15 protein-coding genes, 2 tRNA genes and 1 riboswitch are annotated in these 12,657 nt (G+C 69.2%); of the genes, 11 read left to right on the forward strand and 6 right to left on the reverse strand.

All coding sequences use genetic code 11. From position 1 onward, the window contains the following. Positions 1-68 precede the first annotated feature (68 nt). The 3 genes from MLE64_RS15010 to MLE64_RS15020 are packed head-to-tail and all read left to right on the forward strand — an operon-like array spanning position 69 to position 1,989. Positions 69-623 (forward strand): hypothetical protein, encoded by a 555-nt coding sequence (locus MLE64_RS15010; protein ID WP_243318970.1) that lies wholly within the window; start codon positions 69-71, stop codon positions 621-623. Between the two features lies 1 nt (position 624). After that, positions 625-1,611, forward strand: coding sequence for a 23S rRNA (adenine(1618)-N(6))-methyltransferase RlmF (rlmF, locus tag MLE64_RS15015; RefSeq protein ID WP_243318972.1), 987 nt, complete (start codon positions 625-627; stop codon positions 1,609-1,611). A 48-nt stretch (positions 1,612-1,659) separates the two neighbouring features. Further along, a complete protein-coding gene (locus tag MLE64_RS15020; RefSeq protein ID WP_243319174.1) occupies positions 1,660-1,989 on the forward strand; it encodes a hypothetical protein in 330 nt (109 codons plus the stop codon). 83 nt (positions 1,990-2,072) lie between these two features. On the opposite strand, the gene MLE64_RS15025 is transcribed toward MLE64_RS15020, so the two are convergent. Continuing rightward, a complete protein-coding gene (locus MLE64_RS15025; RefSeq protein WP_243318974.1) occupies positions 2,073-2,984 on the reverse strand; it encodes a glutaminase in 912 nt (303 codons plus the stop codon). Between the two features lie 43 nt (positions 2,985-3,027). On the opposite strand from MLE64_RS15025, the gene MLE64_RS15030 reads away from it, so the two are divergent. Genes MLE64_RS15030 through MLE64_RS15040 form a run of 3 tightly spaced genes read left to right on the forward strand, consistent with a single transcriptional unit; the run spans position 3,028 to position 4,868 of the window. Further along, the gene (locus tag MLE64_RS15030; RefSeq protein WP_243318976.1) at positions 3,028-3,528 is read left to right on the forward strand and encodes a DinB family protein; all 501 of its coding nucleotides are present in this window, start codon (positions 3,028-3,030) and stop codon (positions 3,526-3,528) included. A 51-nt stretch (positions 3,529-3,579) separates the two neighbouring features. Further along, positions 3,580-4,323, forward strand: coding sequence for an SDR family NAD(P)-dependent oxidoreductase (locus MLE64_RS15035; RefSeq protein WP_243318977.1), 744 nt, complete (start codon positions 3,580-3,582; stop codon positions 4,321-4,323). A gap of 8 nt (positions 4,324-4,331) precedes the next feature. After that, positions 4,332-4,868 (forward strand): DUF4199 domain-containing protein, encoded by a 537-nt coding sequence (locus tag MLE64_RS15040; protein WP_243318979.1) that lies wholly within the window; start codon positions 4,332-4,334, stop codon positions 4,866-4,868. A gap of 20 nt (positions 4,869-4,888) precedes the next feature. Here MLE64_RS15040 and MLE64_RS15045 read toward each other — a convergent pair whose 3' ends face one another. Together MLE64_RS15045 and MLE64_RS15050 are read right to left on the reverse strand one after the other, a co-directional pair. Then, positions 4,889-5,332: an NUDIX domain-containing protein gene (locus MLE64_RS15045; RefSeq protein WP_243318981.1), complete on the reverse strand. Its 444-nt coding sequence runs from the start codon at positions 5,330-5,332 to the stop codon at positions 4,889-4,891. Next, positions 5,332-5,862: a DUF4337 domain-containing protein gene (locus MLE64_RS15050; RefSeq protein WP_243318983.1), complete on the reverse strand. Its 531-nt coding sequence runs from the start codon at positions 5,860-5,862 to the stop codon at positions 5,332-5,334. Before MLE64_RS15050 ends, MLE64_RS15045 begins: the two co-directional genes overlap by 1 nt. Positions 5,863-6,078: 216 nt before the next feature. On the opposite strand from MLE64_RS15050, the gene MLE64_RS15055 reads away from it, so the two are divergent. After that, on the forward strand, positions 6,079-6,957 hold the full coding sequence (locus MLE64_RS15055; protein ID WP_243318985.1) for a caspase family protein: 879 nt from the start codon (positions 6,079-6,081) through the stop codon (positions 6,955-6,957). Positions 6,958-7,027: 70 nt separating this feature from the next. Here MLE64_RS15055 and ahcY read toward each other — a convergent pair whose 3' ends face one another. After that, the gene (gene ahcY / locus MLE64_RS15060) at positions 7,028-8,425 is read right to left on the reverse strand and encodes an adenosylhomocysteinase (protein ID WP_243318987.1); all 1,398 of its coding nucleotides are present in this window, start codon (positions 8,423-8,425) and stop codon (positions 7,028-7,030) included. Between the two features lie 63 nt (positions 8,426-8,488). Continuing rightward, positions 8,489-8,577: riboswitch (S-adenosyl-L-homocysteine riboswitch) on the reverse strand. A gap of 248 nt (positions 8,578-8,825) precedes the next feature. Here ahcY and MLE64_RS15065 point away from each other — a divergent pair. Genes MLE64_RS15065 through radC form a run of 3 tightly spaced genes read left to right on the forward strand, consistent with a single transcriptional unit; the run spans position 8,826 to position 10,330 of the window. After that, a complete protein-coding gene (locus MLE64_RS15065) occupies positions 8,826-9,140 on the forward strand; it encodes a ComEA family DNA-binding protein (protein WP_243318988.1) in 315 nt (104 codons plus the stop codon). A 9-nt stretch (positions 9,141-9,149) separates the two neighbouring features. Then, positions 9,150-9,650: a pilus assembly FimT family protein gene (locus tag MLE64_RS15070; RefSeq protein WP_243318990.1), complete on the forward strand. Its 501-nt coding sequence runs from the start codon at positions 9,150-9,152 to the stop codon at positions 9,648-9,650. Continuing rightward, a complete protein-coding gene (gene radC / locus MLE64_RS15075; protein WP_243318992.1) occupies positions 9,650-10,330 on the forward strand; it encodes a RadC family protein in 681 nt (226 codons plus the stop codon). Before MLE64_RS15070 ends, radC begins: the two co-directional genes overlap by 1 nt. 3 nt (positions 10,331-10,333) lie before the next feature. Here radC and MLE64_RS15080 read toward each other — a convergent pair whose 3' ends face one another. Together MLE64_RS15080 and MLE64_RS15085 are read right to left on the reverse strand one after the other, a co-directional pair. Continuing rightward, complete coding sequence (locus tag MLE64_RS15080) at positions 10,334-11,842, reverse strand: Sapep family Mn(2+)-dependent dipeptidase (protein WP_243318995.1); 1,509 nt, start codon at positions 11,840-11,842, stop codon at positions 10,334-10,336. 199 nt (positions 11,843-12,041) lie between these two features. Continuing rightward, positions 12,042-12,131, reverse strand: a tRNA-Ser gene (locus tag MLE64_RS15085). A gap of 83 nt (positions 12,132-12,214) precedes the next feature. Between MLE64_RS15085 and MLE64_RS15090 the strand changes: the two genes are divergently transcribed. Further along, positions 12,215-12,307: transfer RNA gene (locus MLE64_RS15090), tRNA-Ser, on the forward strand. The last annotated feature ends 350 nt before the right edge of the window (positions 12,308-12,657 follow it).

The raw sequence follows: 12,657 nt of genomic DNA on the forward strand, positions 1-12,657 counted from the left end.
TCCGGCCCACGAGTGTTCCACCTTCCTGGCCCAGGCAGGGGCGATTCGATGGGGCTTATGCTGGCTGCATGGCAGATTCCTTCCTCGAGCGCCTCCCCACCCTCTCCGAGGCGGAGCTGCGCCGCTATGTGGAGCGGCCCCAGGCCTACAAGGCCGAAGCCGTGACGGCGGCCCTGGCGGAGCTGCGGCGGCGGGGCGCAGCGGTCTCCGAGGGCGACCTCGCGCAGATCCGGGAGGCCCTCCGGTCCCGGGAGGCGCGTCAGGCCGCGCAGGCCGGCCGCCTGCTGGGGACGGACCCGCGCGTCCGGAAGCACCGCATCCGCCGCGTCACGGCGGGCATCCTGACCGCGGGCCTCGGCGGTGCTGCCCTGATCTACCTGCGAGCCGTGCCCCGGGTGGCCAACCCCCTGGGCTACGAGCCGGAGGACACCAAGAAGTACCTGCGGGAGCTGGAGGTCTACGGGGGGAAGCTGAACGTCCTGGTCACGGAGTTCCGGCGCTGGTTCGAGGGGCTGTGGCAGGGCCGGTCCCTGGCCGCCACCGTGGCCGTCCTGACGCTCCTCCTCGCCCTGGGCTTCTGGTTCGTGGCCACCCGCCTGGCTCCGGACGGGGAGGGCCGCTGACATGGCCTCGAAGCCGCAGGCCCAGGCGCCGAAATCCCCAGCCCCTGCCCATCGACCCGCCAAGCCGGGCCTTCACCCCCGCAACCGCCACGGCGGCGGCTACGACTTCCCGCGCCTGGTCGCCGCCAGTCCCGAGCTGGGGCCCTTCGTGCGGCGCGCCCCCCATGGCGGGCCCACCATCGACTTCTCGGATCCCGCCGCGGTGAAGGCCCTGAACCGGGCCCTGCTGCTGGAGGCCTACGGCATCCGCGGCTGGGACCTGCCGGCGGAGGCCCTATGCCCGCCCATCCCCGGCCGCGCGGACTACCTGCACCACCTGGCGGACCTGCTGGCGGAGGGCGGACCCATCCCCCGGGGCGCCACCGTGCGCGCGCTGGACATCGGCACCGGCGCCAGCCTCATCTACCCGCTGCTGGGCCACCGGGAGTACGGCTGGTCCTTCGTGGGCTCGGACCTCGACGGTGCGTCCCTCGCCTCGGCAGCCCGCATCCTGGCCGCCAACCCGGACCTGGCGGCGGCCATCGCCCTGCGCCGGCAACCCGATCCCAAGGCCGTCTTCCGGAACGTGGTGGGGCTCGACGAGCGCTTCGACCTGACCCTCTGCAACCCGCCCTTCCATGCCTCGGCGCGGGAGGCCCGGGAGGCCGCCCAGGCGAAGTGGCGGAAGCTGGGGCGGGGATCCGCCGGGACGGCCCGGAACTTCGGCGGCCGGGGGGCCGAGCTGTGGTGCGAGGGCGGCGAGGCAGGCTTCGTCCGGCGGATGATCGACGAAAGTGCCACCCTCGGAACCCGGGTGCGCTGGTTCACCACGCTCGTCTCCAGCTCCGCGAACCTGCCCGGCCTGCAGCGGGCCCTGCGCCAGGCCGGAGCCGTGGAGGTCCGCACGGTGCCCATGGCCCAGGGCCAGAAGCAGAGCCGCTTCCTGGCCTGGACTTTCCTGGCGCCTGATGCGCGGAAAGCTTGGTCTGGCTTAGGATCCGGGTTGTGATTCGATATTTCGGATAAACAGGTACGATTCCCAGAACCGGGAGTCCCCATGTTCGTCCTTCGCCGCCTGCCCGCCCTCCTCGCCCTGCTGATGCTGGGGGCCCACTTCCTCCGCTTCGGGCACACACCCCTGGTGCTGCTCTGTCTGGCCCTCCTGGCGCCCCTCTTCATCCCGCGGCCCTGGGCCCAGGTCCTGGTGCGCTGGACCCTGGCCCTGGGCGCCCTGGTCTGGCTGTGGACCCTGGTGGAGGACGTCCGCCAGCGCCTGGCCTTCGGCGAGCCCTGGCTCCGCCTGGCATTCATCCTGGGCGCCGTGGCGGCGTTCACCGGCTGGGCGGCGTGGCTAGTACGGGCGGAGACAACCGAGAAAAAGCGCTGACAGGATTAACAGGATTAAAGCATTTCAAGTTTTGAATCCTGTTCATCCTGCCTTTCATCCTGTTAATCCTGTCCCGCTTTTCCTCAGAAGACCGACCACCCTGTCCGCGTCGTGAAGCGGTCCAGGGCCTCGACGCCGGCGATGCTGTTGCCGTGGGGGTCGAGGGCGGGACTCCAGACGCAGAGGACGCCGCGCTCGGGCAGCACGGCCAGGATGCCACCGCCCACGCCGCTCTTGCCCGGCAGGCCCACGCGGTAGGCGAAGTCACCGGCGGCGTCGTAGGTGCCGCAGGTGAGCATGATCGAGTTGATGCGCTTGGATTCGCTGCGGGAGAGCAGGCGCGTGCCGTCCGCCCGCAGGCCGTGGTTGGCCAGGAAGAGCCCGGCCTTGGCCAGATCCGCGCAGCTCATGGCGAGGCTGCACTGGCGGAAGTAGTGGTCCAGCACCCGGTCCACGGGATTCTCCAGGTTGCCGCAGCTGGCCATGAAGTGGGCCAGCGCCGCATTGCGGTGGCCATGCGAGGCCTCCGAGTCGGCCACCTCCGGATCCACGTCCACGGCCGGGTTGCCGCTCTCGATGCGCAGGAAGTCCCGCAGGGTGCCCAGGGAATCGCCCGTGAGGGTGAGCAGTCGGTCGATGAGGACCAGGGCCCCGGCGTTGATGAAGGGGTTCCGCGGAATGCCCTTCTCGTACTCGAGCTGCACGAGCGAGTTGAAGGGGTTGCCCGAGGGCTCGCGGCCCACACGCTTCCACAGCGCCTCGCCGTCCCGGGCCAGCACCAGGGCCAGGGAGAAGGCCTTGGACACGCTCTGGATGGAGAAGGGCGTGCGCCAGTCGCCGGTTCCGAGGAGCTGGCCGTCCGTGGTGGCGAGGGCCAGGCCGAAGCGCGCGGCGGGCACGGAGGCCAGGGCCGGGATGTAGTCCGCCACCTTCCCCTGCGCCGCCAGGGGCGCGGCTTCCGCCGCCAGATCATCGAGGAGGGCTTGGAGGTCCATGCCTCCAGAATCCCACAGGAACCGTGGGTATAGGATGGTCGCCATGACGCCCCTCGCCGCCGACCTCCTCCTGCTGTTCCGCCGGGACCTGCGCTGCCTCATCCGCGAGGTGGAGCTTTTCCCGAATGACACTGCGCTGTGGCGCACGGTGCCGGGCATCGCCAACAGCGCCGGGAACGTGGCCCTGCACGCGGCGGGCAACCTCCGGCACTTCGTGGGCGCCGTGCTGGGGGGCACCGGCTACGTGCGCCAGCGGGAGCGGGAGTTCGCCCAGCGGGAAGGCACACGGGTTGAGGTCGCGGCGGAGCTGGAGGCCGCCATCGCCGCCGTGGAGGCGGGCCTGGCGGCCCAGACGGACGCGTCCCTCCAGGCGCCCTTCCCCACCCCCATCGGCGGGCACCGGATGTCCACCCGGCGCTTGCTCCTGCACCTGGAGGCCCACCTCGCCTTCCACCTGGGCCAGGTCGGATACCTACGCCGCGTGCTCACGGGGGATGCCGCCAGCGCCGGCGGCATGGCCATCCAGGACCTTGCGGAGCCTTGAGCCACCGGCGAGGCCGGCGGAGAATTGTGCATCATGCCTGAAGGAGGGCTCATGTCCCTGAATGATTCCGTCGCGCTCGTCACCGGCGCCAGCCGTGGCATCGGGGCCGCCGTGGCCAAGGCCCTGGCCACCGAGGGCGCCGCGGTGGCCGTGAACTACTTCGGCTCGGAGGCCGCCGCGAAGGCCGTGGTGGGCGACATCCAGGCCGGGGGCGGCCGGGCCATGGCCGTGAAGGCGGATGCCCGCGACCGGGCTCAGGTGGAGGCCATGGCCGCGGCAGTGAAGGTGGAGTTGGGGCCCATCGGGATCCTGGTCCTCAACGCATCCATCGGCTTTCCCATGAAGGGGATCCTCGAGTACCCCTGGGAGGCCTTCGAGGCCAAGGTGCTGGGCGAGATGGGCGCGGCCTTCCACGGCTGCCGGGCCGTGGTGCCCCAGATGCTGGCGCAGCAGAAGGGCGCCATCATCGCCATCACCAGCGGCCTCGCCCGCAACCCCGGCTGGGGGTTCTCCGCCCACAGCGCGGCCAAGGCGGGCCTGGAGGGGTTCGTGCGGGCGCTGGCCTTCGAGCTGGGCCCCATGGGCATCCGCGTGAACGCCGTGGCGCCCGGCCTCACGCTCACGGACGCCACGGCGGACCTGCCGGAGAAGCACAAGCAGGCGGCGGCGGAGCACACGCCCCTGCGGCGCAACGGCCAGGCGGAGGATGTGGCCGAGGCCGTGGTCGGCCTCCTGCGGGCCGGCTTCGTCACGGGCGCCACCCTCCCCGTGAACGGCGGCGGGCACACCTTCTAGGAGCTTTCATGGCGGCGGTTCGCACAGGTCTCGTCCTCGGCATCCTGGTGGTGCTCTGGACCTTCGTCATGGGCTTCACGGGTTGGTACCGCCATCCCAGCCTCTTCTTCCTCCTCTGGCTGGCCATCCCCCTGCAGATCGGCCTCCTGATCCTGGCCCTCCGCGGCACCGCCTCGAGCCAGGGCTACCTGCGCCAGGTGCAGGATGGCGTGGGGGCCACCCTCATCGCCTCCGCCATCATCTTCGTGGGCAGCCTGCTCTTCACCCTGGTGGTGTTCCCCAGCTACTTCGCCGAGATGGAGGCCCTGGGCCGCCTGAAGATGGTCCAGCAGGGCTTCAGCGCCGATCAGATCGAGGCCGTGATGAAGGCCAAGGGCCCCATGCAGACCTCGCTGGGCCGGGCCTTCTCCTGGGCCCTGGGCACCTGGATCACGGGCCTGGTCACGTCCCTGGCCGCCGCGGTGAAGTACCACCGGCGCAGGCCGCTGGCGGCCATGCCGCCTGCGGGTGTCGACCATCCGCAAGAGGGACCGACGGGCGTTTAGGGCCTGTCGGTGTTCCTTCTTCAGCGCTCCCGCCTCAGTGCTGTGGCGAGGGAGAGCGGGTGGGCCGCGCCGGCGATGACGTCGTCCACGCAGCGCAGGACGAGGCCCGAGCGCAGGGGCGCGGCGGCCAGCTCGTCGCGGGTGAGCCAGCGGCAGCCCAGGATGTCCGGATCCTCCGGGGCCGCTTCCGCGCCTTCGGGCACGGTGCCCCGGAAACAGATGCGGCAGTAGTCCTTCCCGTTCCGCGCCTGGAGCTGATAGATGCCCACGAACGCCTCGGGCGTGAAGGCCAGGCCCGTCTCCTCGCGGACCTCGCGGCGCACGGCGGCGAGGACGTCCTCGCCGGGCTCCACGTGCCCCGCGGGCTGGTTGAAGACACGCTCAGGCGAGGCGCCGTCGGTCTCCTCCACGACAAGGTAGCGGCCCTCCCGCTCGATGACGGCGGCGACCGTGAGCTCCCACATCACGCACCCAGGAAGAGGTAGAAGCCGTTGATGAAGTAGACGATCCCGATCACGCCCACCAGCAGGCCCAGGTAGTAGACGGGCTTCTGCTTGAGCAGGGCGGCGATCGAGGAGAGCAGGATGCCGATCTGCAGGAAGATCACCGCCAGGCCGAAGGCCGCGCCGTGCCGCTGGGCCTCGGTCTTAACGTCCTCGAAGCGGCGGGCCTCCTTCTGGATCTCGGCCTTCTCCCCGTCGTACTTGGCCACCTTCTTCTCCACGTCCGCGAGGCTCTTCTGCAGGGTGGGCAGGGCCGTCTTCGGCGCCAACTCCAGCTCCCGGCGCAGGCGCATGGCCTCCACCTCGTAGAGGTTCCCCTTGATGCCCTTGGCTTGGTAGTAGGCCCACTGGTCCGAGGCCTGGCTCTGGCTCAGCACGGCCCGCGTGGAGTGGCCGCCACCCTTGAAGGTCGCCAAGGTGGCGCAGACCGCGAGGATCACGGTCGTCAGGGCCAGCAGGTTCAGCCAGGGTTCTTTCTTGTCGTCGCTCATGGGTCTCCGCCGCAATTGGCTCTGTCCATTCTACGGAAAAAGGCCCCGTTGCTTGAACCGGCGGGACTTGGGCCTATCGTGAAGGATTGGAGTCCTCCGGGATGTGCGCCGAATGTCGCAGTCCTCCTCCGATCCGACCAGGATCCGCCGCCCTTCACCGGGGGCGGGCTCGGCGCGTCCGTCCCCATGTTCCCAAGCAAAGCCTAGGAGGCTCCCATGCTGCACCGCACCGCGCTTTGCATCGGGATCAACCAGTACCAGAACTTCCCCGCGGCCAACCTGAACGGGTGCGTGAACGACGCCCACGACATGGCTTCGCTGCTGAAGGATCTGCTGGGCTTCGAGGATTCCGATATCACCCAGTTGACGGACCAAGCCGCCACCAAGGCCAACATCATGCGCGAGCTGCGACGCATGGTGGAAGGCGCCTTGGCCGGCCGCTACAACCACCTGGTCTTCACGTTCTCGGGGCATGGCACCCAGGTGCCGGACCTGAACCTCGATGAGTTCGACCGGGCCGACGAGGCCTTCTGCCCCCATGACCTAGCCCAGAGCGGCCCCCAGTGGGACCGCGACCACCTCATCGTGGACGACGAGCTCCACGACCTGTTCGTGCAGCTTCCCCAGAGCGTGATCCTGGAAATCCTCCTCGACACCTGCCACAGCGGCGCGGGCCTCCGGGCGGCGGACCTGCTCATGGACCGCAAGCCCCGCTACCTGCCGCCGCCCTCGATCGAGGCCTTCCGCGACATCGAGTACCGCCGGGCCCGCCCCGGGCACCTCAAGCTGCTGGAGAAGGGCCTGTCGCACCACATCCTCTGGACCGCCTGCAAGGAGAGCCAGACCGCTGCGGACGCCTTCATGCAGGGCGACTGGCACGGCGCCTTCAGCTGGCACTTCTGCCGCGAGGCGAGGGCCAGCGGTAACCACCTCACCCGGGCCAAGGTGCTGGCGAAGATCCGTTCCGACCTCAGCGCTGCCCACTTCACGCAGACGCCCCAGCTGGACTGCGAAGCCGTCACCCGCCATGCGGTGATGAAGGCGGTGGAGGTTCCCCCGAACCTGTCGCCACTGCCGACCGAGATGCCGACCTGACCGGGTCTACGCCCGAAACGAGCAGGGCGCCGCAAGGCGCCCTGTTCTCTGAAACGCGAAGCGTTTCAGCCTAGTAGCGGTAGTGGTCGGCCTTGTACGGTCCCTCCACCGGCACGTCGATGTACTTGGCCTGGTCGGGGCGCAGGGTCGTGAGCTTCGCGTTCAGGGTCACCAGCTGGAGCCGCGCCACCTGCTCGTCCAGGTGCTTGGGCAGGGTGTAGACGCCGACCTGGTACCCGCCCTTCTTCGTCCACAGCTCGATCTGGGCCAGGGTCTGGTTCGCGAAGGAGGAGCTCATCACGTAGCTGGGGTGGCCGGTGCCGCAGCCCAGGTTCACCAGGCGGCCCTTGGCCAGCAGGATGATGCGCTTGTTGTCCGGGAAGATCACGTGGTCCACCTGGGGCTTGATCTCCTCCCACTGGTACTTCTCGAGGCTGGCGACGTCGATCTCGCTGTCGAAGTGGCCGATGTTGCACACGATGGCGTTGTGCTTCATCCGCTTCATGTGGTCGTGGGTGATCACGTGGAAGTTGCCGGTGCAGGTGACGAAGATGTCGGCCTGCTCGCAGGCCTCCTCCATGGTCACCACGCGGTAACCCTCCATGGCGGCCTGCAGGGCGCAGATGGGATCGATCTCGGTGACCCACACCTGGGCACTGAGCGCACGGAGCGCCTGGGCGCTGCCCTTGCCCACATCGCCGTAGCCGCAGACCACGGCGATCTTGCCGGCGACCATCACGTCCGTGGCGCGCTTGATGGCGTCCACCAGGGATTCGCGGCAGCCGTAGAGGTTATCGAACTTGCTCTTCGTGACGCTGTCGTTGACGTTGATGGCGGGGAACTTCAGCTCGCCCTTCTTGGCCATCTCGTAGAGGCGGTGAACGCCCGTGGTGGTCTCCTCCGTCACGCCCTGGATCTTGGCCAGCTGGGTGGAGTACCAGTTCGGCTGCGTGGCCAGGCGCTTCTTGATGGCGGCGAAGAGCACGGTGGCCTCCTCGCTGTCGGGATGATCGAGCACGTGGATGTCCTGCTCGGCGCGAGCGCCCAGGTGCAGCAGCAGGGTGGCGTCGCCGCCGTCATCGAGGATCATGTTCGCGCCGCTTTCGAAATCGAAGATGCGGTGCGTGTACTCCCAGTAGTCCGGCAGGGTCTCGCCCTTGACGGCGAACACCGGCGTGCCCCCCGCGGCGATGGCGGCGGCGGCGTGGTCCTGGGTGCTGAAGATGTTGCAGCTGGCCCAGCGCACCTCGGCGCCGAGCGCCTTCAGCGTCTCGATGAGCACGGCGGTCTGGATGGTCATGTGCAGCGAGCCCGCGATGCGCGCGCCCTTCAGCGGCTGCTGCGCGGCGTACTGGCGCCGGATGGCCATGAGGGCGGGCATCTCGCCCTCGGCGATGGCGATCTCCTTGCGGCCCCAGGCGGCAAGGGCGAGATCGGCGACGATGAAGTCGGTGGTGGCGACGGTCATGGGACCTCCACGAAGGGCCGGATCGACAGGAGGGTGCGTCCACCCCATCGCCCCGGTTCAGGGTTGAGGTGAGCGCCGTTCCTGGAAGGATGGGTCCGAGCCTGAGATCCCGCACAGCCGATCTGCCGGGTCCTGCAGCGCTCCTCGGACCTCTCCAGGATAGCGGTGACGACAGGGGGTGGAGTGGTTTCTATTTTCTTGGTGTCGCGTTACAAAATTTTTTCAAAATTTTGTAACGAAATATAAATATTAAAATAATTATAATTGTTAACTAATTTGTGTATTTTGTCACTTTTATCTAACAAATTTTTTTCGTAGAAAAATTTTTGTACCTGCAAACACACGACTTGCAAACTGGCACAACCCTCGATGTGACATGGCTGCCTGAAAGGAGGCAACCATGTCCAACCCCTTCACCTCTCTGGCCTTGGCGCTCGTCCTGGCCCTTCCCCTCTCGGCCGCGGCCGGCCGTTCCCCCCGGGCGCCCCAGCGGCCGGTGAACCTCAACACGGCTTCGGTCACCGAGCTCATGCAGCTGCCCCGCGTCGGCCAGAAGACCGCCGAGCGCATCGTGAGCTTCCGCAAGCAGCATGGCGGCTTCCAGCGCCCGGAAGAGCTCATGAACGTCAAGGGCATCGGCGAGAAGTCCTACGCCAAGCTGAAGCCCTACCTGGCCCTCACGGCCTCGCCGCGTTCCGCGGCCGCGGCGAAGTAGGGGGTGGCCATGCTCCGGAGCTGCCGCCTCTCCCAGCGGGGGACCTCCCTGCTGGACCTCACCGTCTCCATGGCCGTGGCCGCCGTCATGACCATGATCTGCCTGGCCCAGTGGGATCCCGGCAGTGTCGAGCTCTCGGTGGCCCACCAGGAGATCCGCGGCAGCCTGGAGCAGGCCTTCAGCCTGGCGCGGGCCCGGGGCAGCAATGTCACCGTGGCCCTGGGCCAAGCCAGCGGCGCCGGGGAACACCTCCCGGTGCAGCTCAGCCGCCGGATCAAGTGGGGCAAGCCCGCCCAGATCCCCCTGCCCCCGGGCATGGACGCGCCCGCGGTGGCGACCCGCACGGGCGAGGCCCACCCCATCCTCACGGTCACCCCCCGCCACACGGCCCTGGCCAGCACCTGGTTCCTGAACGACGGCCAGGAAGCGCTGTGCATGCGGCTCTCCGGCCAGGGCCGGCTCCAGGTGCTCCGGTGGCGGCGGGACCGCCAGAAGTGGGTGAGGGCCTGATGCGCATCCTCGACCTCTCCCCCGACCAGCGTCCCCGGGAGCGCCTGCTCGCCGGTCACGGCGAGACCCTCTCGGACGCGGACCTCCTTGCCCTCATCTGGGGCACGGGTCTCCGGGGCCACAGCGCCGTGGAGCTGGCCCAGGCGGTGCTGGGCCGCACCGGCGGCCTGGCGGGCCTCCTGGCCCTGGGGCTGAACGACTGGCTGGGCCAGCCCGGTCTCGGCCCCGCCAAGGCGGGCCAGCTCTGGGCCGCCTTGGAGCTCTCCCGGCGTGCCCAGCGCGGGTCCGACCGTCCCCGCATCACCAGTCCCCGCGCCGCCGGCAGCTACCTGCTACCCCGCTGCCAGGGCTGGACCGAGGAGCGCTTCGGCCTCCTCGCCCTCAACGCCAAGGGCGACCTCCTGGCGGAGCGCATCCTCAGCCAGGGTACGGCCACGGCCACGCTCATCAGCCCCCGCGAGTTCTTCCGGGAGGCGCTGAGATACGGCGCCAGCACCGCCCTGGCCTTCCACAACCACCCGAGCGGCGACCCCGCCCCCAGCCGCGAGGACATCCAGCTCACCCGCCGCCTCCAGGCCGCCGGCGAGTCCCTGGGCGTGCCCCTGGCCGACCATCTCATCCTCGGCCAAGAGCGCTATCACAGCTTCCGCGCGGCGGAGGGCTGGGATCAGCGAGGGTAGGGCTCAGGGCCTGAACGGCTCCTTCAGCGGTTCGCCGCAGGCGAGGTCGGCCAGGGTCTCGATGAGCACGTGGGCACCGCGGTGCAGATCCTCGATGGGCACCTGCTCGTCCACGTCGTGCCCCGGATAGGGCCGGCCGGGGAACCACATGCCGAAGGCGATGGCGTGGGGCATGCGCTTGGCGTAGGTGCCGCCCCCGGAGATGGCGGGCTGATCCACCCGTCCGGTGGCGCGCTCATAGTCGGCCATGAGGCGCTTCACCAACCGGGACTGGGGATCGAAGGCCAGCGGGGTGTCCCCGAAGAAGCCCCCGAAGCTGAAGGCCGTCTTCCGGGCGGCCGCGAACGCCGAGACCACCTGCCGGAGGTGCGCCTCCAGCGCGGGCCCGTAGCGCTTCGGTGTCGCGCGGATGTTGAGGGTGAGCTTCAGACCGCCGCCAGCCTCCGGCTTGAGGGTGGCCACGTTCACGGCGCACCTGCCCCAAAGCGGGTCGGGTTCCGTGAGCCCCAGCCCGGTCCCGTACAGGTCCCCGCCCGCCTGCCGGGCGAAGGCCAGGAGGTCGTCCGCCCCGCCTGGCGGCAGCTCGCCGTCCAGCAGCCGCGCCAGGGCCACGAGCGCATTGCGGCCCCCTTCCAGGTTGACGCCACCGTGGGCGGCCTTGCCCTGGACGGTGATGGTCAGGGAGGCACCGGCCCCCTCCGGCGTGAGGCTGAAGGCCGCTCGGCATCCGGGGTCCAGCGGCCGGCGCTCCAGGCGCTTCCGTAGGGCGACCAGAGGATCCTTCCCAGCCGCGGAGGCCAAGCGGATCACCGCCCGATCGGGGACGATGCTCGTGGCCAGGCCCGCCTCCAGGGCCGCCACGGTCCAGGGACGGTCCGCCGTGGGAGCGGTCGGCCGCTGGGTCTCGAGGGTGAGCGCGTTCCAGGCCTTCTCGCCCACGACCACGGGGAAGGCGGAGTCGAGCACGAGGCTGAGGTCCGGCGGCCGGTTCGCCTTCAGGTAGTCCGTGATGTCGGTGTTGGTGCTCTCCTCGTCGCTTCCCACCAGGAGCCGGATGGTGCTGGCCCGGGTGGGGCCGGCCTCCTTCAGGGCCTTCATGGCCAGGAGGGCCTGGATCATCGGGCCCTTGTCGTCCGCGGCCCCGCGGCCGAGGACCCGCCCATCCTTCACGGTCCCCGAGAAGGGTGGGATGCTCCAGTGATCGTCCACGGGCTGCACATCGCCATGGACGAGGAGACCGAGTACCGGCGCCCCATCCCGCCCACCCGTGGCCGGCAGGTCCACCTCCATCACCTTGCCCGCGTCCCGCACCTCGAAGCCGAGGCCCTTGGCGAGCTTCTGGATCCAGGTCTTCTGGTCCGCCCAGGCCTTCGCGTTTCCGGCGACCGTGGGGAAGCGGATCACCTCGGACAGCAGGGGCACCATCCGGGGCGCCAGGCGGCGATCGTAGTGGTCGTGGACCGGCCGTGTCGGCTGGGCCGGCTGGGCCGCCCACAGGAGAGAAGGGATCATCAAGGAAAGCAGCATCCGCACCACGACCTCCGCACCACTGATCCCCGACTATACGTGTGCAAACAGAAATTCCGGCCAGGATTGACGGAATGACAGGTTCCGCTTCCCCGAGCCAAGATGAGAGCCGGCGATTCTGTGACTTCGAATCCCGCTCCCGCCACATTTACATGAAGGCGCCCCGCGACGCGGGGCGCTGATGTGGCGGAGGGAGCGGGATTCGAACCCGCGGTGAGCTCACACCCACGACGGTTTTCAAGACCGTTGCCTTAAACCGCTCGGCCATCCCTCCGTGCCTCCATCTTGAAGGCTGGGCGCGGCCCTGGGCAAGAAGCCTTGTGCCGAACCGCCCCCAACGGTAATCTGGAAGGCCTTGGAGAGATGCCGGAGTGGCCGATCGGGCTCGCCTGCTAAGCGAGTGTATTGGGTAAACCAGTACCGGGGGTTCGAATCCCCCTCTCTCCGCCACTGAAGCCGCCGAAAGGCGGCTTCTTTGTGGCGGAGAGAGGGGGATTCGAAATCACTGAATCGCCGTCCCTCGTCTTGGCTCGGGGAGACAGCCCAGTGGGCTGTCGGACCCGAGGCAGAGAGACGTGCGATTCGTGCGGCCGGAGGGGACCCCGCGCAGCGGTGACCCCGGAGGGAATCCCCCTAACCGGCCTGCCCGGATGATCATCGAAGCCGTGGCGGGGAGAGGGGGATTCGAAGTCACTGAATCGCCAACTCTTGGCCCCAGGCCAGAAGACCGAAGAAAACCGCCCCCATCCCCGGAGATGGGCCTAGCATGGGGCGACGCATCCGCCGGTCGGCCCTCCGAG

Origin of the sequence: Geothrix paludis (assembly GCF_022808815.1) — a bacterium.
Classification (GTDB): Bacteria; Acidobacteriota; Holophagae; order Holophagales; family Holophagaceae; genus Geothrix; species Geothrix paludis.

Coding starts and splice junctions, on each gene's coding strand:
- MLE64_RS15010 (WP_243318970.1), top strand. CDS start 69: ATGGCAGATTCCTTCCTCGAGCGCCTCCCCACCCTCTCCGAGGCGGAG.
- rlmF (WP_243318972.1), top strand. CDS start 625: ATGGCCTCGAAGCCGCAGGCCCAGGCGCCGAAATCCCCAGCCCCTGCC.
- MLE64_RS15020 (WP_243319174.1), top strand. CDS start 1,660: ATGTTCGTCCTTCGCCGCCTGCCCGCCCTCCTCGCCCTGCTGATGCTG.
- MLE64_RS15025 (WP_243318974.1), bottom strand. CDS start 2,984: ATGGACCTCCAAGCCCTCCTCGATGATCTGGCGGCGGAAGCCGCGCCC.
- MLE64_RS15030 (WP_243318976.1), top strand. CDS start 3,028: ATGACGCCCCTCGCCGCCGACCTCCTCCTGCTGTTCCGCCGGGACCTG.
- MLE64_RS15035 (WP_243318977.1), top strand. CDS start 3,580: ATGTCCCTGAATGATTCCGTCGCGCTCGTCACCGGCGCCAGCCGTGGC.
- MLE64_RS15040 (WP_243318979.1), top strand. CDS start 4,332: ATGGCGGCGGTTCGCACAGGTCTCGTCCTCGGCATCCTGGTGGTGCTC.
- MLE64_RS15045 (WP_243318981.1), bottom strand. CDS start 5,332: ATGTGGGAGCTCACGGTCGCCGCCGTCATCGAGCGGGAGGGCCGCTAC.
- MLE64_RS15050 (WP_243318983.1), bottom strand. CDS start 5,862: ATGAGCGACGACAAGAAAGAACCCTGGCTGAACCTGCTGGCCCTGACG.
- MLE64_RS15055 (WP_243318985.1), top strand. CDS start 6,079: ATGCTGCACCGCACCGCGCTTTGCATCGGGATCAACCAGTACCAGAAC.
- ahcY (WP_243318987.1), bottom strand. CDS start 8,425: ATGACCGTCGCCACCACCGACTTCATCGTCGCCGATCTCGCCCTTGCC.
- MLE64_RS15065 (WP_243318988.1), top strand. CDS start 8,826: ATGTCCAACCCCTTCACCTCTCTGGCCTTGGCGCTCGTCCTGGCCCTT.
- MLE64_RS15070 (WP_243318990.1), top strand. CDS start 9,150: ATGCTCCGGAGCTGCCGCCTCTCCCAGCGGGGGACCTCCCTGCTGGAC.
- radC (WP_243318992.1), top strand. CDS start 9,650: ATGCGCATCCTCGACCTCTCCCCCGACCAGCGTCCCCGGGAGCGCCTG.
- MLE64_RS15080 (WP_243318995.1), bottom strand. CDS start 11,842: ATGATCCCTTCTCTCCTGTGGGCGGCCCAGCCGGCCCAGCCGACACGG.